Here is a 25,297-nt window from a genome sequence, read left to right as displayed (position 1 = left end):
GGCCAGCCCCCTCCAGAAAAACAGCCCCTATACTCCATATTCCCTCATATTCAGATAACCCTTTTTACACAATTATATGGACTTAACTTTATCTCTGTATAATACATCGTTTTTCCCTTTGGATTATCGGGTTCCAGTGAACTGCATGCGCCTAGAAAGAGGCTGTTCCCCAGTATGAGCGTTAAACTAATACTATTTTTTTCATTAAACATCCCACCTCAACCATTCAGGATGATACAACATCCTTATTTTTCAACCGACGAATAGAGATCATCACAAAAATGATCATATAAGCATATTCATAATCCAAAATAGAATGTTCTGGATCCCGTTAAGCCTTTCCTGACTCAACGCCCTCATTCCAATGGTCAGAAGCGAAAATGGGAAAAAAGATACCCAGTTTCATAACATATATACCTAAAACGATAAAAACGGCACACAGACTCATACCAATCGGCGTAGCAAAGCTAAGAATCCATAGCGACAGACATAACTGAAACGCACATATGGATAAAGACGCGTACCAGCCGCGTAAGGTCCAACTTAAAGTCTCCATAGGCAAGAGATCTAGGTAAAGAAAAAAGAGTGCCTGCAAACCAGTAAAGGCAGAGAAACAGCGCCTGCACGATTAAAATTAGCATACTAACGACAATCATTTTGGCAAAAAAGAGACTTGCAACGGGAACAGGAGAGGCCATGATCGTATTCCAATTCCGGTTCTGATGCTCCAACCTGCATACATAAGCACAGCAAATGGCGATTAAGATTGGAAGGAAAAACTCACCGTAAAATAGGCTAACCTGCGTCCACAAGCTGTACCAGCCATTATGCAGGACACCTTGATTCAAATAAAAATTCGCACATCCGATCAACAGGCTTATGATTGGAAGGACAATCAATACAAGTCCAATCCGGGAATGCCGTAATTTTAAAAACTCGGCAGAAATACTTCGTAGCATCAACATCCCTCCTAAATTTCTTGCTGGTTAACATTGATATTTCCGGCAATATAGAATACAACAGTCATAACGAACGCAGCGATTACCAGCCCGATATCAACAGGTTGAGCTGTATAGGCGCCTGAAGACCCGGTGTATTTAAAGGTAACGGGGCTAAGATCCAAATAATAAGACCAGATAAAAATATGCCGGGCAGCAGCTGGGAACAAACCTGCAGTCATTCCGATGAAAGCACCAAGCATGCCCAACACCAATGCAAAGGCTTGGTTTTTAATGGCTAGAGAAACCCATTGTTGAAGCGCTGTTACAGCAAGCGCTGTCAACAAGGCACCCCCGATAAACCAAATGAAATAAGCGATTGGAGGTTCACCAGTAAAGTGCTTGACCAGTCCAATCACAACCATGATGACCGTTTGTACAAAAATACAAAACAAAAGCAAACTATTGGCGCATATATACTTCGCTGCATAAAGACGTGCACGGCTCACATTGGTAGCAACAAGCATTTTCCAGGTCCCCCCCTTTATGCTCCATATCACAAATCCTGGAAACGACCACAGCAGAAAGGATCGGCATAAAAAGGCCATTCATAGTAACTATATTGAAAATGATGGATTCCCAGACGGCTTGGTCAGGGTGATTCGCGATCGAAATACTTGTAGTGATAAACGCCAACATCATCTCAACTAAAAGGAAAAATAAAATCATCACCCCAATTTTTTTGCGCCGTATTTTGAAAAATTCCAAACTGAGTAATATCATTACAAACTTCGCTCCCTTCCCGTTAACTCCAGAAAAATATCCTCAAGACTTTTCTTATGCTCCCCAATCCGGGTAACAGGAATAGATGTTCGACAAGTAACCGGTTCATTTCTGCAATTTCTGTATCATCAAGATATCCTACCTTCAGCCTGCTTCCGTCTTGAACAGAACGATATCCTTTAGAAAGAAATAATTGTTCGGCTTTTGCATTGTCTCCGGTTTTTATATAGATCGAGGTATTGCCTTTTTTCCGAAGACTTGCCATACTGCCTTGAAACAATAATTTTCCTTCACTGATGATACCTACTGACGTAGCGATCTGATCTATCTCTGATAAAAGATGGCTTGAGATCAAAACGGTCATGCCATAAAGCTTAGGCAGCGATTTAATAAGTTCCCGGATTTCACCTATTCCCGCGGGATCAAGACCGTTCGTAGGCTCATCAAGGATCAGCAGCTTGGGAAAAGCAAGAAGCGACATCGCAATCCCCAACCGTTGCTTCATTCCGAGTGAATATTGTTCAGCTTTTTTATTTTTCTGATTCTCAAGCCGTACGATTCGAAGCGCCTCCTCCACATTCTGATCCGGAACATTTCGCAGCCGCTGCATGACCTTCATGTTTTCGAGACCGGTCAAATGTCCATAGTAAGAAGGAGATTCAATGAGTGACCCTGTGCGTTGCAGAATGGTTGATCGATGCCTTTTCAAACTTTTACCAAAAATTTCGATGTCCCCTTTAGAAGGTTTCACAAGTCCAAGCAACATTTTTAACGTAGTTGTTTTTCCAGCCCCGTTTGGTCCGAGAAATCCATAGATTTCCCCTTCCTCTACTTGAAGATGAACTTGGTCTACACGATGAATGCCCTCATACGTTTTGGTCAGATTGTGCGTTTGTACAATAGCAGAAACAGCCATTAGATAATCAGCCCATTTCCATTATGATTAGAGTTTTTCTTTCCAATTTTAACGATAAGGATGCTACCTTTCCCCAATCTAAAGAAAACCTTACAGCAACCTTAAATAAAAGAAAATCTGCACCTGTAGCCTGCTTTCGCCTTTTCTTGTAAAATGGAGGGTAGCAAAAATAGAAAGAGTGGTCCGGTTGATAAAAATTCTAATCATTGAAGACGATGTGACGCTGTTTCGTGAAGTGAAAGAAAGACTTTCGCAGTGGTCATTTGAAGTTGCGGGGATCCGCGATTTTGGACAGGTGATGGAGGAATTTGCGGAATTCCGGCCTGATCTGGTAGTCATTGACATCCAGCTACCGAAATTTGACGGGTTCCACTGGTGCCGACAAATTCGCGCGCACTCCCATGTCCCAATCCTTTTCCTTTCTTCCCGCGACCATCCGACAGATATGGTGATGGCGATGCAGCTCGGCGCGGACGATTATGTGCAAAAGCCTTTTCATATCGACGTGTTAATCGCCAAAATCCAGGCTATTTTGCGTCGGGTATATGCCTACACGAGCGAGCAGACGGTTTTAAAAACATGGTGCGGGGCCACAATCGATTTGCAGAAAAACACGGTCGAAAATGAACATGGATGCATTGAACTGTCAAAAAACGAAATGTTTATTTTAAAAATATTGGTGGACATGAAAAACCGGATTGTGAGCCGCACGCATCTGATCGAATGTTTATGGGACGATGAAAGGTTTGTGAGCGATAATACATTGACCGTGAACGTCAACCGCCTGCGGAAAAAACTTTCCACGATCGGGCTCGGTGACTGTATCGAAACAAAAGTGGGCCAAGGCTATATGGCGCTTGAAAAGGATGCCGGCCTATGATCCGGATATTTCTTGTTGAACGAAAAAGCTGGGTAATATTTTTTGCCGCCTGCCAGCTGATGCTGCTTTTCATTGCATGGCTTGATCCGCAAATCGCGCTTTCATCCGTTCTTTATATCGTTTTTTTAGAAACGATTGCTTTTCTTCTTTTCCTTTTCTTCCGCGCCCGGAAAGAAGTGAAATTTTATCAAAGCCTTTCAGAATGGGATGGGGATCTTGATACGAGCGAGATCACCCGCCCCAGAACCCCTTTTGAACAGATCGTGCATCAGGCCGTACAAGCGCAGGCGGAACATCTACGGGCGGAAACCGACCGGAACGCGTCCGCGGTGCAAGAAGAACAAGATGAATTAACAGCATGGGTACATGAGGTCAAAACGCCGATGACCGCCATGCAGCTCATCATTGACCGGCTTCAAGATGAAGAAGCAAAAGTGTCGCTCAATTATGAATGGCTGCGCATCCACCACCTGCTTGACAAACAGCTTCATGAAAAACGGATCGGCAATATGGAAAATGACGTTTATATGGAAAATGTTGACCTGAAACGCCTGATCTTCCAGGAAATCAAAGCGATTCAGCCATGGTGCATTCAAAAAGGCATCGGTTTTGACGTCTCACCGGGGGTTCCGGCAATGGTTACAGATGCAAAATGGCTGTCGTTTATCCTCCGGCAATTGCTGGTAAATGCGGTCCAGTACAGTTGCGGGACAGACATCTCCATTTCCGGAAAAATAGCAGACGGCCGCTTCCAATTATCGGTGGCAGACAAGGGGCGCGGCATTGACCCGAAAGATTTGCCGCGCATTTTTGAAAAGGGCTTCACCTCTTCTGACCGCAGCCAAAACAGGGGGGCAACCGGCCTCGGCCTGTATCTTGCCAAAAGGGCGGCAGAAAAATTAAATATCCTGCTTACTGTCCAGTCGGTTCCCGGCGCCGGTTCGACCTTTACGCTCATCTTCCCGGAAAGAAATAGCTTGCAGCAAATTACAGGCATGTGACAAAACTGTCATATGCTTTTCTGTATTGTTAGCTGAAACGAAGGAAGAAACATGCCGGCTTTTCTATAATGAAATCATATCAGAAAGGGGGAGCCAATCATGATCCTTGAAGCAAAAAATGTTTATAAAACGTACGGCAACAAGTGGAACAAACAAGAAGTTTTAAAAGGGATTGATTTAAATGTTGAAAAAGGAGAATTCACGAGCATTATGGGGCCGTCAGGTTCCGGAAAAACGACATTGTTAAATGTTTTATCCTCTATTGACCGGCCCAGCCGCGGTTCCATTGAAATCGAAGGCAAGGCGTTGACGAAAATGAAAGACAAGCAGCTGGCAGAGTTCCGGAAAAGGCATTTAGGCTTTATTTTCCAGGAATACCATTTGCTTGATACGTTAACGGTGAAGGAAAATATATTGCTGCCGCTGTCTGTGAAAAAAGTTTCAAAACGCGAGGCGAACGAAAAATTCCATGCGGTTGCGGAAGAACTCGGTATTACCGATATTCAGGACAAGTATCCGAATGAAATATCCGGCGGGCAGAAGCAGCGGACATCAGCAGCGCGGGCGTTTGTCCATGAACCGGGTCTTATTTTTGCCGACGAACCAACAGGTGCGCTCGATTCAAAGTCGGCATCCGACCTTTTGAATAAATTAAGCCGCCTGAACGAAAAAAGAAACGCAACCATCTTAATGGTCACCCATGATGCGGCCGCAGCCAGCTATTCGGGCAGGGTCATTTTCATCAAAGACGGGCAGATTTATTCGCAACTGCATAAAGGCACCGAATCAAGACAGGATTTCTATCAGGCCATCCTGAAAACACAGGCCGTGCTGGGAGGTGTGCAGCATGACGATTAACGGTTTGATTTACCGCAATTTTAAAAAGAACCTTCCACATTATGCGCTGTATATTTTCGCACTCGCCTTTAGTGCTGCATTATACTTTGCGTTTGTGACACTGCAATACGCCCCTTCTCTCGCCGAAGTAAAATCTTCCGTAAAAGGGCTGGCCGCGCTAAAGGTGGCGTCGGTTTTGCTGATCGTCATTGTGGCGGTGTTTCTCTTTTATGCCAACCATTTGTTTATGAAAAGGCGGAGCAAGGAAATCGGGCTTTTCCAGCTTGTCGGCATGACGAAAAAAGAAGTGTTCCGGATTTTAGGGACGGAGAATTTTTTGCTCTACTACGGCTCACTCTTTGCCGGCATCTTTTTCGGGTTTGCGGCATCCAAGCTGCTGATGATGCTGCTGCTCCGGATCATTCAAGTGGAAACAAAGGTTTCCCTTTATTTTTCGATGAAGGCTTTCGGGCAGACGCTCCTTGTCTTTACCATTATTTTCATCCTGATCCTGCTGATCAACAGCATCTTTATCAAACGGCAGACGATCCTTTCCCTTTTCCGTACCGTTTCCTCCACGGAAGACCGGGCCGGGCGAATCTCCAAAGCGGGATTGCTGCTTGGAATAATCGGATTTGTATGCATCGGGGCAGGATACTATATTTCATCAGAATTGTTCAATGGAGACTTTGTAACAGTGCGTGCTTTGTATACGGCAATGATTAGCATTTTAGCCCTTGTTATTTTCGGGACCTATCTTTTTTATAAAACATCTGTCCGGTTTGTTTTTTACCTCATCCGGAAAAAGAAAGGCGGGTATTTGAATATCCGGGATGTCATGTCACTATCCGCCATCATGTTCCGGATCCGTTCAAACGCAGTGCTGCTGACCATCATCACAACCGTGTCGGCCCTTGCGATCGGCTTATTGTCATTAAGCTACATTACCTTTTATTCTGCTGAAGAAACAGCCCATAATATGACAGCTGCGGACTTTTCATTTATCAAGACGAATGAGGCGAAACAATTTACAGAACGTTTAAATGAAAACAACATCCCCTATGAAAAAGAAGAAATTGAAGTCGTACGGGTTACAGCCGATTTAAGCAGCCTGTTCGATAAAAAATCAAAAGATCTGAAGTTCGACTCCAAAGCTGTACCGATAGCGGTCGTAAGCGATGCGGCAGTAAAAGGAATGGATGTAAAACCCGGGCAGGCGGTTTTTTCCGGCTATTCCGATGCTTTAGCCAGATTTCTGCCGATGAAATCGGAAGGGATGATTGACTTAACGGGCAAGCGGAAAACAGCCAGACTGCGCACCGTTGCCCTTCGAAAAGACCAGGTTCTTTCCAATTATTTTTCAGGCAGCATGCCCGTTCTGGTAACGGATGATGTATTATTCCAGGCGTTAAAAAAGGATACGGACCCGAAAATTCAATTGAACTCGAATCTCTTTACCGGCATCAATCTGAAAAAAGATGAAGATCTTGACAAAGCAAACCAGCTGTTCCAAAGTCTGCATTTCCCGTCGGATTCCTTTGCCTACTCCAGTCCTGAAATCATCAAAATGCAAAAAGAAAACATGGGGGTGATGATGTTTATTGTTGGATTTCTTGGACTCACTTTTCTGGTCACATCCGGCTGCATTTTGTATTTCAAACAAATGGAAGAAAGCGAAGAGGAAAAACCGGCCTACACCATTTTGCGCAAGCTTGGCTTTACCATGCAGGATTTAACAACAGGGATCCGGATCAAGCAGCTTTACAATTTTGGCATTCCACTTTTGCTCGGTCTTGCGCACAGCTACTTTGCAGTAAAATCCGGCTGGTTCTTTTTTGGGTCCGAACTGTGGACACCGATGCTGATCGTGATGGGCCTATATACGTTGTTTTATTCGGTATTTGCCCTGCTCTCTGTCGAAGGATTTAAAAAGGCGATACGCGATTCCTTATAATGATCACCCCTTGGGCATCCAAGGGGTGATTTTGTCATTTCCGAAATTGAAAAAACACCATTATGGGTCGTCTCCACGCAGGTTTGTTTCTGGACTCACCGTTTTAACTTGGCGTTTTCTTCCGACACAACGAAAGCCAAATCGTCATTGCCAAATAAGGATAATACATTCAATACAGTCCCGGTGCTGATTTCTCCCGCTTCTTCTTTCGGTACCGTTAGGGCAAGCGCTTCTTCCAGCAAGCCATTTTTTTCTTGTTGCGGATATGCCCTGCTGTAAAGTTCTTCCGGATCAAGCCCATTGTTCACGCACCACTGGGCAAAAATGAGTGCCATCATTTTCTCATCCATTTTGTATTGCTGAATGATTTTTTCTTCCATGTCTTTTTTATCCATATATAAACACTCCTTTCCGATAGTCGGCTGCGATCATAAGCGTATTTTTTCGGCATGTTTTTTCCGTTTTTTTATACAATACCAAACAAGAAGCGAAGGAGGAGACCTGATGGCAAATATTGAACAGGGTGAAGTGTTTACAATTACAGAAAACGGACGTGAGCAAGAAGTGGAAATCATCGGCGTATTGTCGCTAGAAGGAACAGAATATGCCGCCGTTTCTTTTGTTGAAGATTTAGAGGAACAGACAGGCCGGGACTTAGATGTGTTTTTCTTGAAAACAGACGAAGAAGGCGATCTTGACGCTCTCCATTCAAACGAAGAATATGAAAAAGTTTCTGCCGCATTCAGCCGGGTGTTGGGCGGGGAAGATGCCTCACAACCTGGCGGCCGGGATTAAAACAAAAAAGGCACGGGGAAAAATGTTTTATAAACTATCGCCTCTGTACACTTTCGTTGTTTTTTTCGAAAACGCTCCATCTTTTCACCGGGACGCATTACCCGGCTTTATGCCGGCGTGCGCGGGGCCGTAAAGCCGGTAGCAGATCGTTTATTTTACCGCGCGGGTACCTCCGCCAAACGGGAGGCAATATGCTTTGCTGCAGCAGCCCCCTGCCCGGCCGCCCCTGCAATACTGGAATAAAGCGGACCAAGGCAGTTGTCTCCGATTGCATACAGCCATTCACATTCGGTTTTCCCGTAACCGTCCGAAACAATGTACCCGTCCGCATCTGTCCCCGTAACATTTTGAACGAGTGCGCTGTTTGGTTCCATCCCAATCCGGACGAAAACCGCGGATACCGACAAAAAACAGGATTCACCGCTTGAATGGATGAGTTCCACCGCTTCGGTTTGGTTTTCCCCGATAATGGCTTTCACACGCATATTCGGCAAAATCCGGATGTTCTTATAAGATTGGGCCCGACTGAGATATGCCTGCCTGGCCCTGAAACGTTCCGAGCGGTGAATAAGATAGACGTGCGCCCCTGCTTCGGCAAGCAAACAAGCCCCTTCAAAAGCACGGTCGCCGCCGCCGATGACTGCAGCAGATTTTCCTTTAAACAAATGGCTGTCCTTCGTCGCCGAATAAATTTCCCCGCGGGCGAACATCTCTTTTTCCCCCGGCACACCGAGTTTTCTACGCACGGCACCGGCGGCATAAATCAAGTAGCGAAAACCGATTTGGGTCTTAAGCCCGCCTGTTTCCGCCACCGCAACTTTTCTTTTGGCATCTATCTTTACGGCACGCGTATTCACCCGGTACCGGCATTGCAACGACTCGGCATGCCGAACAAAATAGCGGCGCATTTCCTCCCCGTTTTCCGCTTGCAGGCCGGGATAATCAATAATGCGATTATGGATCAGGCTGAGCTGCCCGCCAAGCATCTTCTGTTCCTCAACGAGCAGATGGTTCATGCCAAGCCGGCTGCACCAGATCGCTGCCGAAATGCCGGCAGGGCCGCCCCCGATGATCAATATGTCCGCATCTAGCATAAACACCATCCTTTTTTCTATTTGAGTAAGGACAAAAATTCGGCGCGCAAATCCGCCCGCCCTTCAAAAATGCCACGGTAAGACATCGTGGTCGTGGACGCATCCGACTTTTTCACGCCCCGCCCGCACATGCACATATGCTTGGCCTCTAAAACCACCATCGTGCCCTGCGGTTCAAGCACTTCTTCCACTGCATCCGCAATTTGTTTTGTCAGCCGTTCCTGAACTTGAAAACGCCTGGCGTAGCCGTCGACCATGCGCGCAATTTTCGACAGGCCGGTGATTTTTTCATTTGGAAAATAGGCGACATGAGCGACGCCGAAAAATGGCGCGAAGTGGTGCTCACATATGGAATAAAATTCGATATCTTTTACAAGTACGAGCTCCTTGTGGTCGTGGTCGACATCAAATGTTTTTGCCAAATGCATTTTCGGGTCTTCCCGGTACCCTTCTGTATATTCCAAAAAGGCCTTCAGCACCCGGTAAGGCGTTTCCTGCAAGCCGTCGCGGTCCGGATCATCGCCGCATAAGTCAACCAGACTGCGGACAGCTTCCATAAATTGACCCGACTGTCCGAGCTTTTTGCTGATCACAGCGGGATGATCTATTTGATCTTTAAAAGTTTCTTCTATGAGTTGATGTTCCTTTTGTCCGGAAACAATCATGAATGGGTACAGCTCCTTTTGCAATGAAGTTTTCACTATCCGGCTATTTAAAAGTTTACAACGGCTGCCCGATTATATCAATGTTGATGCCGCAAAGTGTACCAAGCTTTTTTCCAAATGGACGCCCACGCCTGGGATGGATCCGGGCACCAACGGGGGGTGAAAACCGGCCGGCGTATATTTTCAGGGCATATAAGTTAAATTACTATTTCTGTAAATGTTGCCAGTAGCAATGTCTATCGCGATCGCAATTGATTTTGTCACGAAAAACTGAAGTTCATTTTATAAAGATACAGCAAAAAAAGCCGCAAATTTTGCCTGCAAGTGAGAAATGGCGTTTAAAACCCGGGATTCTGGATATATTAAAAGCAAGAAAGGTTAAAAATTAGGAGGCATTAAACGTGGAACATGGTACAGTAAAATGGTTTAACAGTGAAAAAGGCTATGGCTTTATTGAACGGGAAGGCGGAGACGACGTGTTTGTCCATTTCTCAGCCATCCAGGGTGAAGGCTATAAAACGCTTGAAGAAGGCCAGAAAGTATCGTTTGACGTGGAAGAAGGTTCACGCGGCCCGCAGGCGGCAAATGTTCAAAAAGAAGACTAACGGTGCCCTTTGCGGCATCGTTTTTTTGCATGAAACAAAGCCCCTTTCCCGCCGGTTAAATGTTTCAGCCATCGTAAATCCGAATGGGTACCCACTCTCCCCCAAAAAAAGAAACCCCGTGTATACAGGGTTCATGCTGTGCGAACGATTATCCCGCTTTTCTATATGACGGATCGTTTTCCGGATATTCATGCGGCAATTCTTTCCCTGACGCGCAAAGCATCAGCAAGTATGCCATGCCGAGCCCGTAAGTAATCATTCCCCCTAGCAGAAAACCCCAAAACAAAATCAAAGACCAGTCTGTTGTGTGAGCGCTTACAATAAAGTGAATAGAAAGAAAAATCGCACTCATGATCAGCTCAGCGGTTGCAACCAAATAGTACCCATTAAATTCCTTCATTTCACAACCCTCCCCTTTTGTATATTATATTACCTTATGTTCACAAAATGTTCAAATTTTAAACACATTTTTTAAAAATTTTTTGCACTTTAGTGGACAACGAAAAAATGATATGCTCTAAAATTCAAAGCTGGACAAATACAACCGAAATTTTTCGATTTTTCGCAGCAGACTGGGCATTCTTTCTTGTCGTGATGGGTAGGAAATGTTACGATTTAGAAAAAGCAACACCTTTGGAGGAGAAGAAATGGCAGAACAATTTCAGAAAGCAACTTTTGCCGGCGGCTGTTTTTGGTGCATGGTCAAACCTTTCGACCAGTGGGATGGCATTGAAAAAGTTGTTTCCGGATACACAGGGGGAACGGTCGACAATCCTTCGTATGAACAAGTAAAGACCGGAACGACCGGCCATTACGAAGCCGTCCAAATTACATATGATCCGGCAGTTTTTCCGTACGAAAAACTGCTCGAAATCTTTTGGCAGCAAATCGATCCGACCGATGCCGGCGGCCAGTTCCAGGATCGCGGCTCCAACTATCGGACGGCTATTTTTTACCATAATGAAGAGCAAAAGCGGCTGGCAGAAGCTTCAAAAAAGCAGCTTGCAGAAAGCGGCAAATTCAAAAAGCCGATTGTGACAGAAATTTTGCCGGCGAAGCCTTTTTATCCCGCCGAAGATTACCACCAGGATTTTTATAAGAAAAATCCGAATGCCTATCATGAAGACCGGGCGAAATCGGGCCGCGACACGTTTATTGCTTCCCACTGGGGAAAGTAGTCCGTTCATTGGCCATTTTTCACACCTTTCCGTTTGTGATTCCGGCCGGATTGGGCTATGATTACATTAAGATAGAGGAGAAAGGAAGGAATTGGAATGCGCGATAAAGTGAACCAATTGTTATCACTCGGCCTTGGCATGGCGGTGCTCAGCAAAGAACAAGTGGAAAAAGCAGTCAACCGCCTCGTGGAAAAAGGCAACCTGACAAAAGCGGAATCGACACAATTGATTGATGAACTGCTGGAAAAAGGGGAACAATCCAAACAAGAATTGAATCAGGCCTTGAAAGACCGGGTCAACGAGATCCTTTCTGAAATGAATGTTGCGACAAAAGATGAAATCAAGGCGCTGGAACTTCGCATCCAGCAGCTTGAAGAACGGTTGAATCCGTAAACCGGTTGGCCCTTTTGCCCGGGGCCGGCTGTTTTTTTGCATAAAACAAAACCGGGGGTGGTTGCTTGCTTTCCAGAAAAATGAAGCACGGAAAAAGATACCAGGAAATTGCCGGCGCCCTGATTAAAAATGGCCTCGGTTATTTAATCAGCGATTGGGGCCTTTCGGATTTACTTCCTTTTCCCTCGAAAAAAGCGGCTCCCCGCACCCCCCACCGCAGCACCGGGGAAAGGATCCGGCTGTTTTTAGAGGAATTGGGCCCGACCTTTATTAAACTCGGGCAGCTTGCCAGCTCCCGCCGTGATATTTTGCCGGAATCGATTATTGCTGACCTGGAAAAATTACAGGATAAGGCCACGCCGTTTCCGTTTGAAGAAGTAAAAAAGATTATCAGGGACGAATTTGGAGCGGGCGTTGAGGAGCTTTTTGCCGAATTCGATCCGGAGCCGCTCGCAACCGCATCGATCGGACAAGTGCATAAAGCCAAATTGCATACGGAAGAGCCGGTTGCGATCAAAATCCAGCGCCCGAATATCCGCCCAGTCATTGAAACCGATCTTGAAATATTGGAAAGCCTGTCCCTCTCCCTAGAGTCCCGTTTTGAATGGGCAAGGGCATACCAATTGCGGGACATTGTCGAAGAATTTTCCCAGGCGCTGTTGTCCGAGCTAGATTACTACCATGAAGGCCGGAATGCGGAACGGATCGCCAAACAATTTGAAGGCGATGAAAACATCCGGATTCCGAAAATTTACTGGGACTTTTCCACAAAAAGAGTCCTGACCATGGAGTACATAAAGGGCAGGAAAATCAGCGAATTTTTCAGTGAAACAGTCCCCGGATACCGAAAAAAAGCCATTTCTGAACGGCTGATCCATTCGATGCTGCAGCAGATTTTTGTGGAGGGATTTTTTCACGGCGATCCGCATCCGGGAAACATTGTCGTTTTGCCCGGCGATGTGATTTGTTATATGGATTTTGGCATGGTCGGCCGGCTTACGGAAGAGACCAAGTACCATTGCGCCTCACTTGTCATTGCGCTGATGCGGGCGGATACGAATGCCATTATGAAGTCGGTCGATGCGCTTGCGGAAATTCCGGAAGAAACCGATCTTCATCTGCTGAAGGAAGATGTCGAAGTTCTCCGCGAAAAATATTATGATCTGCCGCTCAGCCAGTTAAGCTTGCGGGAAGCCATCAATGATTTATACCATCTTGCGTTCAAATACCATATCCGCTTCCCTGCCGATCTGACGATACTCGGCAAATCGCTGATTACGGTGGAGGGTGTCGTGGAATCGCTTGACCCGGAATTCAGCCTGATCGAAGCTGCGCGCCCATTTGGGGAAAGGCTGCTTCGGGACCGTTTGCGGCCGGGCAGGGTCGCACAGAAAGGATGGAAAACGTTTTTGGACCAGGCGGAAATTTTGCTTGAGCTTCCGAAAAATTTGCGCGATATTTCCAAAACGATGCGGAAAGGCAAATTCAGGATGGAAGTCGTCATACCGGATTTGCATTTATTTTTGGAAAAACTTGACAGGATCAGCAACCGGCTTTCCTTCGCGATCGTCCTGCTCGCCTTTAGTATCCTGATGGTCGGGCTGATGATCGGCACGTCCATCAGCGGCCAATCGACGGTGATCTGGAAAAACCCGATCATTGAGATCGGATTTGGTGTCGCAACATTGATGCTTTTATGGCTGTTGCTGTCCATTTTTAAATCAGGAAAGTTTTAAAGGAGTTTAGAAAAAGATGGGTGATCAGAAAGAAAAAGAAAAAGTATTATCCGGGCTGCTTGTGGCAGGCGTTATCTGTATTGCAGCAAATCTCAGGCCGGCAATCACTTCCGTCGGGCCCGTAATCGGCACGATCCGCCACAGCCTTCATATGTCAAATGCACAAGCGGGATTTATTACGACGCTCCCGCTTCTTGCCTTCGCACTGATTTCACCGCTTGCGCCAAAACTGGCAAGCCGGATTGGCCAGGAGTTGACATTGCTTCTTGGGATCGTCATATTATTTATCGGCATTTTGGCGCGTACGGCCGGGAATGCCGCCATGCTTTATATTGGCACGGCTTTTATCGGAACAGGCATTGCCATCGGGAATGTGCTGCTGCCAAGCCTCATTAAACATCGGGTGCCTGCAAAACTCGGGTTGATGACGAGTATTTATACAACCGTTATGGGCGGATTTGCCGCGCTCGCTTCCGGCGTCAGCGTCCCGATTGTGAACGGCCTTGGGCTCGGGTGGAAATGGGGGCTGCTTTTCTGGGGCATCTTCTCTATCCTGGCTGCTTTGGTGTGGCTCCCCCAATTGCGTGAGCACGCCAAAGTAAAGTTTTCCACCCATCAGGAAACTCCCGGAAGATCGGTCTGGCTGTCTTCGCTCGCCTGGCAGGTGACGCTTTTTCTCGGCCTGCAGTCGTTTCTATTTTACAGCACCATCGCCTGGCTTGCGGAAATTATGGTCAGCCATGGGGCAAGCCTCGTAGCGGCCGGCTGGATGGTGTCAATCATGCAGTTCGTCAGCCTGCCCGCCACTTTTATGACGCCGATTTGGGCGGAGCGGATGAAAAACCAGATTCCCCTTGTTTTCGGGATTACGATTTTTTATTTGTGCGGGCTTACAGGCCTTTTGTACGGCGGGCATATGTTGTGGATGTGGATTTGTATCATTTTGATCGGCATCGCCCAGGGTGCCAGCATCAGCCTCGCGCTTGCGTTTATCGGCCTCCGTTCGAAAACGGCCACTGAAGCTGCCAATTTGTCCGGCATGAGCCAGTCTGCTGGTTATCTCGTGGCGGCAGCCGGCCCGTTTTTGATCGGCTGGTTGTATGACCGGGCGCATAACTGGCATATGCCGGTTGTGGTCATGATTATCTGTGGCATTCTCATGCTTGCCGCAGGAGCCGGCGCAGGACGAAACAAATATGTATCAAAATAGTGTAAAACAGCCCGGCATTTGCCGGGCTGTTTCTTAATCTACGTATGCCACCATGCCATCTTGATCTTCAATTTCCAGTCGGATACTGACGGCAAACGGGTCAATGCTGTATTCTTCTTCTAAATATTTGCGGATGGCCTGAATCAGTTTCGGCTCAGTCAGCGGCTCGAGATCTTTACCGTTCAGTTCGACATCTGCGCCGTAGCCGGTATCATCATCGTATGTGAGCATCGCCATCACATTTTCCGGATAAGCATAATGCTGATCTGCCACAAACGTGCAAACCGCGTTAATCAAATCTTGCTCTGACAGTTTTAATTCTTCCATCTGTCATAAGCCTCACGATCTTTTTTCCTGTTGCCGAATACGGATTGGAACAATTTGATGACGATGAGAATCAGCGCAATAAAGATTAAAATATTGACCATTGCCGTCAAAGCCGTTCCCAAACCGCCGAGATGGCTGAACATCGATCCGAACAGCATGCCGCCAAGACCGCCGAGCAGCATCCCCTTTACAAAGCTGCCTCTCGATGAAGACGACGCTGTATTGGCTTTATTGCCGGAAACCGAATTTGTATTTTGGTTCGTTTTCGACTGGTAATGGGACTGTTGTTTTGACGATGGTGTTGTTGTCTTTGGCACCGTCTGGTAAGACCGTTTTACAGAACGGTATCCCCTTGCATCAACCGGGTTTGAAAAGTGAATCCCGACAACTGAAAAGGCAAACGTAAATGCCAGGAGCAGCGCAAAAAATTTCTTCAACTTCATTTCCCCTTTTCTATTTTTATATTAGGTTCCTATGAACTTATTATATGAACTTATCAATCAAAATGCAAGCTTTTTTGACAAAAGATTGCATTCCCGGTTTTTATTTTCCCTGAAATGCCGACATTAAACGTTTTCAAACCGAGACAGGTGTAATTTTCTTCCTAAAAGTGCGGATTGTTTCACCTGAAAGAATAAGGCATCCTTGGCATTCCGGGACACCGGAGAAATCTTGTCACGCCGTATGTGTAAAAATTTTTCTCGAAGGGGCAGATGAGGAGAAAAAATGGGAAGACACTCTATTATCTAAATGTACACCGTAAAATAAACATCTATAGAGAGGTCTTCCCATAGATATAATATCACGAATTGCTGGATGATGAAAGGATACAAAGAGTCTTATCATCATCATTGACTTTTCCATCCATCAATCTTACGATAAAAAGTAGCATGCCAATGTTTGGGAGGTGCTGTTAATGGAACTATTCCAAATGACACGCAGGGAAATGGCAGATCTGCTACTTGCGCTGAAGGGAGCAGGCCCCATGACGCCTGCAACGTTTTTACAAGGCTTATGGGCAAAGAAAAACGGTGGCAAAGACCCGCATCACCCCTTTGCAGCTGCTGTAATGCCCCCCATCTTCACAAAAATACTGAAGAAGAACACGGATGACTTCGGATTTTCGTTAAATGAAATCGTGGCGCTCGGAAGCCAGATTGAAAATACAAATTTTACACTGACCGCGATTCAAAACTGGGTCAAGCGCGATATTAAAGAAATGATCGTGGCGCCGGAAAAAGGGAAAAAATATTCGATTGACCAGATGGCGCTACTGTTTCTGGTGGAAGACTTGAAAACGGCGCTCGATTTCGATTCCATCCGTAAGCTGTTGCAATTGATCGTCAATGACCCCGAAGATGAGCATGATGATTTGATTAATCCGGTACAGCTGTATGCCACTTATTCCCAGCTTTTCGAGGAGCTGAATTCCATGCGGGAAGTCGGGCGGTTCCCGGCCGAAAAACATGAACATATGATTTCGGCAATGGAAGGTATGGTTACTGAAAAAGCGGAAGAGATGATATCGAAATACATATCGCCGGACGACCCGAAAAAAGAAGCCATCCGCAACACCATCGTCATCGCGACCCTTTCCGTTTTTACGGCTTATTTTCAAATGCTCGCAAGGCGGTATTTAACCGCAACGATTTTTCTGCAAAATATGTAGTAGGGGCCAGGAGACTTATCCCCCGGCGGATAAGTTTTTCCGGCTCCCGTGCCGACGCCCCGAATGGGAATCCCCAGGCCGGAAAAACGGCAGCTCCTGCAGTTCAATTCAACGCAGCCGGAAAATACCTCACCTTTCTAGTAAAATTTCCGGCGCAGTCTTTCCAAATCTTTTTCCGCACCGACTGTGAAAATGGTGTCCCCTGGCTGAAAAATATAATCCGGCGCCGGCGAGACAACCGGTGTTTCTTCAGTCTGGGAAGTGACCATGACAACAAGGGCTTTATACCTGTTGCGGAAATCGAGTTCTGTCAGAGACTTTCCGATAAAATCTTCCGGCACTGTCATCTCAAGGCCGGAGCAATACGGTGACAGGCGGATATACTGCAAAATGCCCGGGTTTGCAATATGGTAGGCAACCCGGCGCCCCGTATCTTCTTCGGGAAAAAACACGTCCGTCGCACCGGCCCCTTTCAAGCCTCTCCCCCGCTTTTGATCATTCGCCTTCGCATAAACCGTTTCACAGCCAAGATCTTTTAAAGCAAGCACCGTTAAAATGGCGGACTCAAAATCATCTCCCATGCTGACGACCACCGCATCGAAATTGGTCACATTTAGTTCTTCCAAAAAAGCGGTGCTGGTCACATCGCCTTCTGCAAGGTACGATGCAGCGTCCTGCAGTTCCTCATCCTGAAGTACCTTTTCATTTTTATCGGCGCCGACAACATCGTATCCGAGCCTCGCCAATTCTTTCAGCACACTTGACCCGAAGCGGCCGAGCCCGAGCACTAGAAAACTTTCTTTTAAATGTTTCACAATCCCACCCCTAACCGATTAAAATGGATTCTTTTGCATATTTGATTGTGGATTTTTTTTGATTCATAAAAGTATAGATCAAAATAATCACCCCGAGACGGCCAATCAGCATAAGGAAAGCCAGCCAAATTTTGCCGAACACCGTCAGGCCGGCCGTGATCCCGAGTGAAAAGCCGCATGTCGACAGCGCCGACATAATTTCAAATGCAAGCGGAAACGGTGCTGCTTTTTCCGTAAAAGACAATACAAAAAAAGAGAAAAAGAACAAAAAAAGAAAAGCGAAAAAGACGAGAAAGGCTTTGTTTACGTCTTCGGCAAACAGCGTCTTTCTGAACATATGCGTCTCATTTGAACCGCGGATGACAGACCACAATTTGGCAAGAATGACGGCGAATGTGGTCGTCCGGATTCCGCCGGCGCAGCTGCTTGGCGACCCGCCGATAAACATGAGCATGATCATAAACAGCAGAGACGGGAAAGAAAAAACGTGCAAATCGAGTGATGCCAGCCCCCCGCTTCTCGGCGCCGCACTGAAGAAAAGGGACTGGATAATTTTTTCTGTAAAAGAAAGCCCCGGCATATGTATAAAATCGACAAAAAAGAAGAAAAGAAAGCCGACCAAAAGCAAAATGCCGTGCATCAAAACATTTACTTTGAAATAAAGGCTTTTCTTTTTCCGGCGCGACTGCAAAAACTCCATGACGACGGCAAACCCGAGGACGCCCAGAATGATCATACAGCTTAAAACGGCAAGCACGAACGGTTCGCCTTTAAAATTATCAAGCCCGTTTCCCGAAATTTCAAAGCCGGCGTTTGTAAATGTCGACACCGAAAGAAAAAAAGCGGCAAAAGCATGGCTGCCGTGCTGTAGTGCAGACGGCAGAATCAGCAGAAAGCCTGCCGTCTCGACGATTAATGTGTATTTTACAATAAAGGCCATCAGTTTGGATATCGAACGGCTGCTGTTCTGGTTCTGGTCAAAAATCATCAATGTTTGAGACGGAACAGGCGCGTTCGTCCGCAATGCAATTAAAAGCGCACCGACCAAGGCCATGACGCCGATCCCGCCGATTTCCATCTGGATGAGCAGGATGATTTTTCCAGCCGTTGTAAGTTCTTGCGCAACGGTAACAGTGGACAGCCCTGTTGCACTAATGGCGCTTGCGGACAGGAAAAAAGCATCTACCGGCAGCAACGGCTGTTTGTGTGAAACCGGCAGCAAATACAAAATGGCAAAAATAACCGTGCCCAGCAAATACATGAAAAAAACCATTTTAAACGTTGCCGGGCGGAACTGGAACCTGGACATAAACCAATCTCCCTTGTGACTTCGATCTTCCCTATTATACCTGAAATTTCCCGTTAAAAAAAAGCCGGCCGAAAAGATCATTTGTTAAAATACCTTTTTTAGCAGACAAGTTGCCGCATATATAAAAGCGGCGGGACAAACCAGGTGGGTTCCCGCCGCTTTTTTGTATGCATTTAAAAACTTTTCCAGTAAACCCGTTCCGGCATGGCAACCTCAGGCAACTTCTTCCACATGGAATTTCTTCTTCGGCAAAAAACCGGAAACGGAAAACACGATAAGCGCCAGCCAGATAAAAGCAAAGGACAAAAGCTGCACATGCGTAAAAGGTTCCTTGAAAAAGGCAATGCCCATGATCAGCGTCATCGTCGGCGTCAAGTATTGGAAAAAGCCGATCATTGTCAGGGAAATGCTTCTTGCCCCCTGTGCAAAGCAAATGAGCGGGATTGCCGTCACAACGCCTGTGCCAATTAACAATACGGTTAATCCCGGTGAAACCGTTGCAAAAGATGCCGTGCCTTTTACCTGGATCACCAGTAAGTAGAGGAGCGCAACCGGCATCACAAAGAATGTTTCGAATGTCAGGCCGATAAAAGCATCAATGTCCACTTTCTTTTTCACAAGGCCGTAAAACCCAAATGTGAGGGCAAGGCCGATGGCGATCCAGGGAATATGCCCGTAGCTGAACGTCTGGATCGCGACGCCGCACGCTGCCAGCAGAAAAGCAAGACATTGCCATCGGTTCAGTTTTTCTTTCAAAAAGACCATCCCGAGCAGGATGCTGACAAGTGGGTTGATGTAATATCCCATACTTGTTTCAATGACATGCCCGTTGTTGACCGCCCATATGTAGATAAACCAGTTCCCGCTCACAAGCACGGACGCGAGAAGCAATAAAAGCGGCGTGCGCGGGTGGCGGACCCCTTCTTTTATGCTCGTTTTTAAATCACCCATTTTCCTTAAAAAGGCTAAAAGTATGATCATAAAAATAAAAGACCAGAAAATGCGGTGTGCGAGAATTTCAATAGCAGGCACCTGCTCAATCATTTTCCAGTAAATCGGAAAAAGCCCCCACAAAAAATAAGCAAAAAAGGTGTATAACATCCCGCTTTTTTGATTGTTTCCCATTTGTTGCTTCGCTGGTCCAGGTATACGCCGTCCCCGGGCCATCTCCCCCCTTTCCCCATGATATGTTTCATTATTTTACCATTATTTTCAGATTTGAAAAAGCAAACCGCTTTACAACCTTTACTTTTATCAATGTGCCGACGGAAAACTCTGCTATAATAGGGAATGTATGATTTTTCATGAAGGAGGCCGGAAAGGCATGCGTATATGGTTGGAAAAAGCCCATGAAAAGTACTTCAGCGGGTTTTGGAATCCTTTTATTGTCTTACTGTTGGCAGGCGTGTTTGCTGCTTTTTATTTTGGGCTGACCGGAACGCTCTGGGCCGTCACAGGCGAATTTACCCGCTGGGGAGGGAATTTGCTTCAGCTGTTCGGCGTCGATACGGCTGATTGGGCGTATTTTAAAGCGATCAAACTGATCGGAGAGCCGCAGGACCGGACAGACGGATGGCTGGTCATCGGCATGCTGCTTGGCAGTTTGTTCAGTGCCCTTGCCAGCAAGAATTTTAAATGGAAAGTTCCCCGCCAGAAACGGCGCTGGGTGTGGGGTTTCATTGGCGGCATCATTGCCGGATTCGGAACGCGCCTTGCGATGGGCTGCAATTTGGCTGCGTTTTTTACGGGACTGCCGCAATTTTCTCTCCACGCCTGGTTCTTTATTGCCGGCACCGCGATCGGTACTTATTTTGGCGTCAAACTTGCCGTATTGCCCATTTTTAAAGGAAAACCAAAAATATCGTTCAGCCGGCATGCTGCCAAAAGCACACAGCCGGATCCGCAACACGGGAACTACCAGCTTTATGCTGCTGTTTTGGTTTTGCTTTTTATCGCGCTGATTGCCGCCTGGTATCTCATATCCGGTAAAATAATGCTGGGGCTTGCCGCACTGTTCGGGGCGGCATTTGGGATACTGATCCAGCGCGGCCAAATTTGCTTTACTTCCGGGCTCAGGGATTTATGGCTGACCGGGCGGGGCACGCTCGGAAAAGCGATCATTGTGGGAATGGCGATCCAGACGGCAGGCACCGCTATTTTCATATTTAAAGGCGAAGCCCCTGTTATCCACTGGGCAAGCCCGGGTGCCCTTGTCGGCGGCGTCCTGTTTGGCATTGGCATTGTCATTGCCGGAGGTTGTGAAACAGGGTGGATGTACCGCATTACAGAGGGGCAAGTGCAATTTTTTGCAGTCGGCGCCGGCAATATCGTTGGGGCAACCCTCCTGGCATACGGATGGGATCATTGGGGCATTTTCGATGTGTTTGTCAAAGGATGGCCGGAAGTCAATATTGTCACGTCATTCGGATGGGGCGGGGCGCTTTTCGGTACGGGCGCTTTTCTGCTGGCCCTTTATCTTCTTATCGTATGGCGGGAAAATTGGTATACGAAAAAAATAAACGCAAAACGCACGTTATTCGAAAAGAAAACGTCTGCGTAATCAGGAGGCGGTAAAAATGGCGGAAAATTTTACTGTGGATGCAACACTGGATGTCCGTGGCGAATCATGCCCGTATCCGGAGCTTTATACGCTTGAGGCCATCGAAAAATTAGAAGACGGGAAAATATTGGAAGTGATCGCCGACTGCCCGCAATCTTTTATTAACGTGCCGGCGTCGTGCAAACGGCATGGGCATGAAGTGCTCTCGAAAGTGAAAGACGGAACGACGTTGTATTATTACATCCGCGTTTGTAAATAACCCTGCCGTGCTGGCATCAAGTAATGAAAAAAGGATGTCCCTTATCCGGACATCCTTTTTTCATTACCATTTTTCGATTTTTTTCCGGTCGCCTTTGCTGTTGCCTTTTTTGGCAGAACGGGCCTGCAGTTCGGCTTCCACTTCCGATAGTTTGACATTCTGGTTAGACAGAAGGACAAAGGTATGAAACAACAAATCCGCTGTTTCGTAAATGAGTTCTGATTTGCTGTTGTTTTTGGCAGCGATGATGACCTCGCCCGCTTCTTCAATAAATTTTTTTGCGATTTTATCGATGCCCTTCTCAAACAAATAATTGGTATAGGAATTTTCAACCGGCTTGATTTTCCGGCTTTCCATCTCCTCTTCCAGCATGTCAAAGATGCGCCGGTTGGAGGGAATTTCCGCTTCCACCGCTTCCCCTTTTTCATCTAGCCTTGTATAAAAGCATGTCCTTTCCCCCGTGTGGCAGGCAGGGCCTTCCGGGTCAACACGGATTAAAAGCGTGTCGGCATCACAATCCACCTGGAGCGATTTTACTTTTTGCGTGTTTCCACTCGTTTCGCCTTTATGCCAAAGGCTGCCGCGGGACCGGGAATAAAACCATGTTTCTTTCGTTTCAAGCGTTTTTTCGTACGCTTCTTCATTCATATAAGCGAGCATGAGCACATCCCCCGTCGCATCGTCGACCACAATGGCCGGAATCAGCCCTTTCGAAAAATCAAGCTTCACGGATGTTCACCCCTTCTTTGCTGCAAATGTCTTTTACTTCCCGGATGGTAAACGTGCCATCGTGAAAAATGGAGGCGGCAAGGGCTGCAGAAGCGCCTGTTTCTTTCAACACTTCGGCAAAATGTTCCGGTTTGCCACAACCGCCCGATGCGATCACTGGAATTTTGACGGCACCGGCGACCGCTTTTGTCAGCGCCAGGTCAAAGCCGTCTTTTACCCCGTCGGTATCAACGCTCGTCAGTAAAATTTCCCCGGCACCGAGCCGTTCTGCTTCCTTCGCCCATTCAATCGCATCGATTCCGGTATCGATGCGGCCACCGTTTACGACACAAGTCCATTTCCCCTCCGCAGTTTTTTTGGCATCAATCGCCACGACGACACACTGCGCACCAAACCGGTCGGACGCCTTTCGGATCAGGTCCGGGTTTTTGATCGCCGCCGAGTTCACCGACACTTTATCGGCGCCGGCCTTTAACAGGCGGGTCACGTCGAAAATCGTCCGCACGCCGCCGCCGACCGTAAACGGGATAAACACATTTTCAGCTGTCCTTTCCACCATATTGATGACCGTATCGCGCTGTTCGTGGGTTGCGGTAATATCAAGAAAAACCAGTTCATCAGCACCGCTTTCCGAATAAAATGTTGCAAGCTCAACGGGATCGCCGACATTGCGGAGCCCGACAAAATTTGTTCCTTTTACAACCTGCCCGTCTTTCACATCGAGGCACGGAATAATCCGTTTTGCGATCATCGTGCCGCCCCCTTGAGCCGGATTTTGCCTTCGTAAATCGCTTTGCCAACAATGCCTTCCTTGACGCCGATTGCATCCAGGTTTTTCACGTCTTGTTCGCTTGTGATGCCGCCGGAAGCAATGATGTCACAGCTGACCGCTTCAATGAGCGCTTTTAACGCATCAAGGTTCGGGCCTTTCATCGTGCCATCCCTCGATATATCGGTAAAGACGATGCGCGAAACGCCCAGGCTTTCTATTTCTTTTGCAAAACCGATGTAATCCATTTCGGTAACAGCAAGCCAGCCGTGTGCCGCGACTTTCCCGTTTTTTGCATCAATGCCGGCGACGATTTTCTCCGGATATTCGGCGACCGCCGCTTTTAAAAAATCCCGGTTTTCGATTGCGGCCGTTCCGAGCACAATCCGGGAAACGCCTATTTCCGCATATTGATGGACTGTGTCCAAATTGCGGATGCCGCCGCCTACCTCGACTGGAACGGCGGCAGTCTTGCATAAAGAGGCAATCAGTTCAAACTGTGCCGGCCGGCCTGTCTTTGCGCCGTCCAAATCGACAATATGGACCATTTCCGCCCCCATTTCAATAAAGCGTTCCAGCTGTGCCACCGGGTCGGGTGACACTTCTGTCGTTTGGTTAAAATCCCCCTGGTAAAGCCTTACGCATTTTCCGCCAATTAAATCGATAGCCGGGATAATTCTCATGCCTGTACCTCCAAACTGCTTTCCTGCAAAAATATTTTTAACAGTGCCATGCCGGTTTTGCCGCTTTTTTCGGGATGAAACTGCATCCCATACACATTCCCGTTTTTGACAATGGCCGGAATTTCCGCCCCGTAATCGGTTGAAGCCACAATATACGGCGCCTCTGTTTTCGCCTGGTAGGAGTGAACGAAATACACATGTTGATGCTGAAACGGCGCAAAAGCCGGAAAACCCGGTTTCACATCGAGCGTATTCCAGCCGATATGCGGTAAAATTTCATTCGTCTGAATCCGTTCCACCGTCCCCGGAATAAAGCCGAGCCCTTCCGCAACACCATTTTCAAATCCTGTTTCAAATAACAGCTGCATCCCGAGGCAAATGCCGAGAAACGGCTTTTTCTTCCCAAGCTCCGTTAAAACCGGCCGCAGCCCGCGCTTTTCAATTTCGTCCACTGCTGCTTTAAATGCACCGACGCCGGGCAGGATGATGTGGGTGGCGGCAGCGAGTTTTTCCGGGTCGTCCGTTACGGCAACCTCAAGCCCAAGCGTACGGAAAGCGTTCGAGGCGCTTGCAATATTACCCATGCCGTAGTCGACAATTGCGATCATTCTATCAGCCCCTTTGTCGAATTGACGCCTTTGATTTCCGGGTCAACTTCCACTGCCTGGTGAAGCGCCCGTCCCAACGCCTTAAACAGCGATTCGATTTTGTGATGGGTGTTTTCGCCGTACAGCACCCTGGCGTGAAGAGTAACCGCCGCCTGGAACGCAAACGCCTGGAAAAATTCGCGCACAAGTTCTGTGTCAAAATTGCCGAGTTTCGGGTTTTCAAATTCCGCTTCAAAATGCAGGAAAGGCCGGCCGCTGATGTCGAGGGCGACAAAGCCGAGCGCTTCATCCATCGGGACATAAGCGGAGCCGTAACGGGTGATGCCTTTTTTATCGCCGAGCGCTTCACGTACCAGCTGGCCGAGCACAATCCCTGTGTCTTCGACGGTATGGTGGCTGTCAATATGCAAATCGCCTTCCGCTTTTACAACAAGTCCGATGCGCCCGTGCCGCGCGAACAGTTCGAGCATATGGTCAAAAAATCCAACACCCGTATCCACTTTCACTTCCGCCGGATCGTCCAGATTGACGGCAATCTCAATACATGTTTCATTTGTTTTTCTGCTTTTTGCCGCTTTCCGCAA

27 protein-coding genes and 3 pseudogenes are annotated in these 25,297 nt (G+C 47.2%); 13 read left to right on the top strand and 17 right to left on the bottom strand.

Going from position 1 to position 25,297, the window contains the following annotated elements; all coding sequences use genetic code 11:
- Positions 1 to 226: 226 nt before the first annotated feature.
- From NFR98_RS01280 to NFR98_RS01270, 3 pseudogenes are all read right to left on the bottom strand, one after another.
- Positions 227 to 959, bottom strand: a pseudogene (locus NFR98_RS01280) (ABC transporter permease).
- A gap of 11 nt (positions 960 to 970) precedes the next feature.
- Positions 971 to 1,721: pseudogene (locus NFR98_RS01275) on the bottom strand (ABC transporter permease).
- Positions 1,721 to 2,637: pseudogene (locus NFR98_RS01270) on the bottom strand (ABC transporter ATP-binding protein). Before NFR98_RS01270 ends, NFR98_RS01275 begins: the two co-directional pseudogenes overlap by 1 nt.
- Positions 2,638 to 2,824: 187 nt before the next feature.
- Between NFR98_RS01270 and NFR98_RS01265 the strand changes: the two are divergent.
- The 4 genes from NFR98_RS01265 to NFR98_RS01250 all read left to right on the top strand — a co-directional run bounded on the left by NFR98_RS01265 (position 2,825) and on the right by NFR98_RS01250 (position 7,309).
- The gene (locus NFR98_RS01265; protein WP_014098385.1) at positions 2,825 to 3,517 is read left to right on the top strand and encodes a response regulator transcription factor; all 693 of its coding nucleotides are present in this window, start codon (positions 2,825 to 2,827) and stop codon (positions 3,515 to 3,517) included.
- Positions 3,514 to 4,518: a sensor histidine kinase gene (locus NFR98_RS01260; RefSeq protein WP_014098386.1), complete on the top strand. Its 1,005-nt coding sequence runs from the start codon at positions 3,514 to 3,516 to the stop codon at positions 4,516 to 4,518. Before NFR98_RS01265 ends, NFR98_RS01260 begins: the two co-directional genes overlap by 4 nt.
- Positions 4,519 to 4,614: 96 nt before the next feature.
- The gene (locus NFR98_RS01255) at positions 4,615 to 5,376 is read left to right on the top strand and encodes an ABC transporter ATP-binding protein (RefSeq protein WP_046721155.1); all 762 of its coding nucleotides are present in this window, start codon (positions 4,615 to 4,617) and stop codon (positions 5,374 to 5,376) included.
- Positions 5,366 to 7,309 (top strand): ABC transporter permease, encoded by a 1,944-nt coding sequence (locus NFR98_RS01250; protein WP_071451896.1) that lies wholly within the window; start codon positions 5,366 to 5,368, stop codon positions 7,307 to 7,309. The genes NFR98_RS01255 and NFR98_RS01250 overlap by 11 nt, the downstream gene beginning before the upstream one ends.
- Positions 7,310 to 7,404: 95 nt before the next feature.
- On the opposite strand, the gene yxiS is transcribed toward NFR98_RS01250, so the two are convergent.
- Positions 7,405 to 7,704 carry a protein YxiS gene (gene yxiS, locus NFR98_RS01245; RefSeq protein WP_014098389.1) on the bottom strand — a complete coding sequence of 100 codons (300 nt, stop codon included), beginning with the start codon at positions 7,702 to 7,704 and terminating at the stop codon, positions 7,405 to 7,407.
- A gap of 109 nt (positions 7,705 to 7,813) precedes the next feature.
- Between yxiS and NFR98_RS01240 the strand changes: the two genes are divergently transcribed.
- Entirely contained in the window at positions 7,814 to 8,104 is a 291-nt protein-coding gene (locus tag NFR98_RS01240; protein WP_046721157.1) for a DUF1292 domain-containing protein, read from the top strand.
- Positions 8,105 to 8,259: 155 nt separating this feature from the next.
- Here NFR98_RS01240 and NFR98_RS01235 read toward each other — a convergent pair whose 3' ends face one another.
- Positions 8,260 to 9,198 carry an NAD(P)/FAD-dependent oxidoreductase gene (locus NFR98_RS01235; protein WP_251459527.1) on the bottom strand — a complete coding sequence of 313 codons (939 nt, stop codon included), beginning with the start codon at positions 9,196 to 9,198 and terminating at the stop codon, positions 8,260 to 8,262.
- Positions 9,199 to 9,215: 17 nt separating this feature from the next.
- Positions 9,216 to 9,863: a GTP cyclohydrolase I FolE gene (gene folE / locus NFR98_RS01230; RefSeq protein WP_035188922.1), complete on the bottom strand. Its 648-nt coding sequence runs from the start codon at positions 9,861 to 9,863 to the stop codon at positions 9,216 to 9,218.
- Between the two features lie 401 nt (positions 9,864 to 10,264).
- Here folE and NFR98_RS01225 point away from each other — a divergent pair, with 401 nt between their 5' ends.
- Positions 10,265 to 10,468 (top strand): cold-shock protein, encoded by a 204-nt coding sequence (locus NFR98_RS01225; protein WP_013859272.1) that lies wholly within the window; start codon positions 10,265 to 10,267, stop codon positions 10,466 to 10,468.
- Positions 10,469 to 10,616: 148 nt separating this feature from the next.
- Here the strand turns inward: NFR98_RS01225 and NFR98_RS01220 are convergent, their stop codons facing one another.
- Positions 10,617 to 10,868, bottom strand: coding sequence for a hypothetical protein (locus NFR98_RS01220; protein ID WP_046721160.1), 252 nt, complete (start codon positions 10,866 to 10,868; stop codon positions 10,617 to 10,619).
- A 247-nt stretch (positions 10,869 to 11,115) separates the two neighbouring features.
- On the opposite strand from NFR98_RS01220, the gene msrA reads away from it, so the two are divergent.
- The 4 genes from msrA (at position 11,116) to NFR98_RS01200 (ending at position 14,985) form a co-directional block, all read left to right on the top strand.
- On the top strand, positions 11,116 to 11,646 hold the full coding sequence (gene msrA / locus NFR98_RS01215) for a peptide-methionine (S)-S-oxide reductase MsrA (RefSeq protein WP_017550823.1): 531 nt from the start codon (positions 11,116 to 11,118) through the stop codon (positions 11,644 to 11,646).
- 96 nt (positions 11,647 to 11,742) lie between these two features.
- Positions 11,743 to 12,039 carry a phasin family protein gene (locus NFR98_RS01210; RefSeq protein WP_014098395.1) on the top strand — a complete coding sequence of 99 codons (297 nt, stop codon included), beginning with the start codon at positions 11,743 to 11,745 and terminating at the stop codon, positions 12,037 to 12,039.
- A 65-nt stretch (positions 12,040 to 12,104) separates the two neighbouring features.
- The gene (locus NFR98_RS01205) at positions 12,105 to 13,775 is read left to right on the top strand and encodes an ABC1 kinase family protein (protein ID WP_014098396.1); all 1,671 of its coding nucleotides are present in this window, start codon (positions 12,105 to 12,107) and stop codon (positions 13,773 to 13,775) included.
- Positions 13,776 to 13,791: 16 nt separating this feature from the next.
- On the top strand, positions 13,792 to 14,985 hold the full coding sequence (locus NFR98_RS01200) for a CynX/NimT family MFS transporter (RefSeq protein WP_035184978.1): 1,194 nt from the start codon (positions 13,792 to 13,794) through the stop codon (positions 14,983 to 14,985).
- Positions 14,986 to 15,018: 33 nt separating this feature from the next.
- On the opposite strand, the gene NFR98_RS01195 is transcribed toward NFR98_RS01200, so the two are convergent.
- The gene (locus tag NFR98_RS01195; protein ID WP_014098398.1) at positions 15,019 to 15,312 is read right to left on the bottom strand and encodes a YxcD family protein; all 294 of its coding nucleotides are present in this window, start codon (positions 15,310 to 15,312) and stop codon (positions 15,019 to 15,021) included.
- Positions 15,300 to 15,755, bottom strand: coding sequence for a hypothetical protein (locus NFR98_RS01190; protein ID WP_225620883.1), 456 nt, complete (start codon positions 15,753 to 15,755; stop codon positions 15,300 to 15,302). The genes NFR98_RS01195 and NFR98_RS01190 overlap by 13 nt, the downstream gene beginning before the upstream one ends.
- 473 nt (positions 15,756 to 16,228) lie before the next feature.
- Between NFR98_RS01190 and NFR98_RS01185 the strand changes: the two genes are divergently transcribed.
- Entirely contained in the window at positions 16,229 to 16,981 is a 753-nt protein-coding gene (locus NFR98_RS01185; RefSeq protein WP_014098400.1) for a DUF1836 domain-containing protein, read from the top strand.
- Positions 16,982 to 17,118: 137 nt separating this feature from the next.
- Here NFR98_RS01185 and NFR98_RS01180 read toward each other — a convergent pair whose 3' ends face one another.
- The 3 genes from NFR98_RS01180 to rarD form a co-directional block, all read right to left on the bottom strand.
- Positions 17,119 to 17,796, bottom strand: coding sequence for a potassium channel family protein (locus NFR98_RS01180; RefSeq protein WP_035184986.1), 678 nt, complete (start codon positions 17,794 to 17,796; stop codon positions 17,119 to 17,121).
- 10 nt (positions 17,797 to 17,806) lie between these two features.
- The gene (locus NFR98_RS01175) at positions 17,807 to 19,105 is read right to left on the bottom strand and encodes a TrkH family potassium uptake protein (RefSeq protein ID WP_014098402.1); all 1,299 of its coding nucleotides are present in this window, start codon (positions 19,103 to 19,105) and stop codon (positions 17,807 to 17,809) included.
- Positions 19,106 to 19,318: 213 nt separating this feature from the next.
- Positions 19,319 to 20,272, bottom strand: coding sequence for an EamA family transporter RarD (gene rarD, locus NFR98_RS01170; RefSeq protein ID WP_052123288.1), 954 nt, complete (start codon positions 20,270 to 20,272; stop codon positions 19,319 to 19,321).
- A 157-nt stretch (positions 20,273 to 20,429) separates the two neighbouring features.
- Here rarD and yedE point away from each other — a divergent pair, with 157 nt between their 5' ends.
- Positions 20,430 to 21,665, top strand: coding sequence for a selenium metabolism membrane protein YedE/FdhT (yedE, locus tag NFR98_RS01165; protein WP_026104543.1), 1,236 nt, complete (start codon positions 20,430 to 20,432; stop codon positions 21,663 to 21,665).
- Positions 21,666 to 21,681: 16 nt separating this feature from the next.
- A complete protein-coding gene (gene yedF / locus NFR98_RS01160; protein WP_014098405.1) occupies positions 21,682 to 21,924 on the top strand; it encodes a sulfurtransferase-like selenium metabolism protein YedF in 243 nt (80 codons plus the stop codon).
- Positions 21,925 to 21,987: 63 nt separating this feature from the next.
- Here yedF and hisIE read toward each other — a convergent pair whose 3' ends face one another.
- Genes hisIE through hisB form a run of 5 tightly spaced genes read right to left on the bottom strand, consistent with a single transcriptional unit; the run spans position 21,988 to position 25,297 of the window.
- On the bottom strand, positions 21,988 to 22,653 hold the full coding sequence (gene hisIE / locus NFR98_RS01155) for a bifunctional phosphoribosyl-AMP cyclohydrolase/phosphoribosyl-ATP diphosphatase HisIE (protein WP_026683473.1): 666 nt from the start codon (positions 22,651 to 22,653) through the stop codon (positions 21,988 to 21,990).
- Positions 22,643 to 23,404: an imidazole glycerol phosphate synthase subunit HisF gene (gene hisF, locus NFR98_RS01150; RefSeq protein ID WP_014098407.1), complete on the bottom strand. Its 762-nt coding sequence runs from the start codon at positions 23,402 to 23,404 to the stop codon at positions 22,643 to 22,645. Before hisF ends, hisIE begins: the two co-directional genes overlap by 11 nt.
- Positions 23,401 to 24,105 (bottom strand): 1-(5-phosphoribosyl)-5-[(5-phosphoribosylamino)methylideneamino]imidazole-4-carboxamide isomerase, encoded by a 705-nt coding sequence (gene hisA / locus NFR98_RS01145; RefSeq protein ID WP_035184991.1) that lies wholly within the window; start codon positions 24,103 to 24,105, stop codon positions 23,401 to 23,403. The genes hisF and hisA overlap by 4 nt, the downstream gene beginning before the upstream one ends.
- Positions 24,102 to 24,713, bottom strand: a complete 612-nt coding sequence (gene hisH, locus NFR98_RS01140) for an imidazole glycerol phosphate synthase subunit HisH (RefSeq protein ID WP_014098409.1) — start codon at positions 24,711 to 24,713, stop codon at positions 24,102 to 24,104. Before hisH ends, hisA begins: the two co-directional genes overlap by 4 nt.
- Complete coding sequence (hisB, locus tag NFR98_RS01135) at positions 24,710 to 25,297, bottom strand: imidazoleglycerol-phosphate dehydratase HisB (protein WP_026683474.1); 588 nt, start codon at positions 25,295 to 25,297, stop codon at positions 24,710 to 24,712. Before hisB ends, hisH begins: the two co-directional genes overlap by 4 nt.

This window comes from Weizmannia agrestimuris, assembly GCF_943193165.1.
Taxonomy (GTDB): Bacteria; Bacillota; Bacilli; order Bacillales; family Bacillaceae_C; genus Weizmannia; species Weizmannia faecalis.
Note: the sequence above shows the minus strand (reverse complement) of the source record. Positions and strands in the feature narration are given on the sequence as shown.

Coding starts and splice junctions, on each gene's coding strand:
- NFR98_RS01235 (WP_251459527.1), bottom strand. CDS start 9,198: ATGCTAGATGCGGACATATTGATCATCGGGGGCGGCCCTGCCGGCATT.
- yedE (WP_026104543.1), top strand. CDS start 20,430: ATGCGTATATGGTTGGAAAAAGCCCATGAAAAGTACTTCAGCGGGTTT.
- NFR98_RS01185 (WP_014098400.1), top strand. CDS start 16,229: ATGGAACTATTCCAAATGACACGCAGGGAAATGGCAGATCTGCTACTT.
- hisA (WP_035184991.1), bottom strand. CDS start 24,105: ATGAGAATTATCCCGGCTATCGATTTAATTGGCGGAAAATGCGTAAGG.
- yxiS (WP_014098389.1), bottom strand. CDS start 7,704: ATGGATAAAAAAGACATGGAAGAAAAAATCATTCAGCAATACAAAATG.
- NFR98_RS01250 (WP_071451896.1), top strand. CDS start 5,366: ATGACGATTAACGGTTTGATTTACCGCAATTTTAAAAAGAACCTTCCA.
- rarD (WP_052123288.1), bottom strand. CDS start 20,272: ATGGCCCGGGGACGGCGTATACCTGGACCAGCGAAGCAACAAATGGGA.
- NFR98_RS01240 (WP_046721157.1), top strand. CDS start 7,814: ATGGCAAATATTGAACAGGGTGAAGTGTTTACAATTACAGAAAACGGA.
- folE (WP_035188922.1), bottom strand. CDS start 9,863: ATGATTGTTTCCGGACAAAAGGAACATCAACTCATAGAAGAAACTTTT.
- NFR98_RS01220 (WP_046721160.1), bottom strand. CDS start 10,868: ATGAAGGAATTTAATGGGTACTATTTGGTTGCAACCGCTGAGCTGATC.
- NFR98_RS01190 (WP_225620883.1), bottom strand. CDS start 15,755: ATGAAGTTGAAGAAATTTTTTGCGCTGCTCCTGGCATTTACGTTTGCC.
- NFR98_RS01260 (WP_014098386.1), top strand. CDS start 3,514: ATGATCCGGATATTTCTTGTTGAACGAAAAAGCTGGGTAATATTTTTT.
- msrA (WP_017550823.1), top strand. CDS start 11,116: ATGGCAGAACAATTTCAGAAAGCAACTTTTGCCGGCGGCTGTTTTTGG.
- hisF (WP_014098407.1), bottom strand. CDS start 23,404: ATGATCGCAAAACGGATTATTCCGTGCCTCGATGTGAAAGACGGGCAG.
- NFR98_RS01175 (WP_014098402.1), bottom strand. CDS start 19,105: ATGTCCAGGTTCCAGTTCCGCCCGGCAACGTTTAAAATGGTTTTTTTC.
- hisH (WP_014098409.1), bottom strand. CDS start 24,713: ATGATCGCAATTGTCGACTACGGCATGGGTAATATTGCAAGCGCCTCG.
- NFR98_RS01195 (WP_014098398.1), bottom strand. CDS start 15,312: ATGGAAGAATTAAAACTGTCAGAGCAAGATTTGATTAACGCGGTTTGC.
- NFR98_RS01200 (WP_035184978.1), top strand. CDS start 13,792: ATGGGTGATCAGAAAGAAAAAGAAAAAGTATTATCCGGGCTGCTTGTG.
- yedF (WP_014098405.1), top strand. CDS start 21,682: ATGGCGGAAAATTTTACTGTGGATGCAACACTGGATGTCCGTGGCGAA.
- NFR98_RS01210 (WP_014098395.1), top strand. CDS start 11,743: ATGCGCGATAAAGTGAACCAATTGTTATCACTCGGCCTTGGCATGGCG.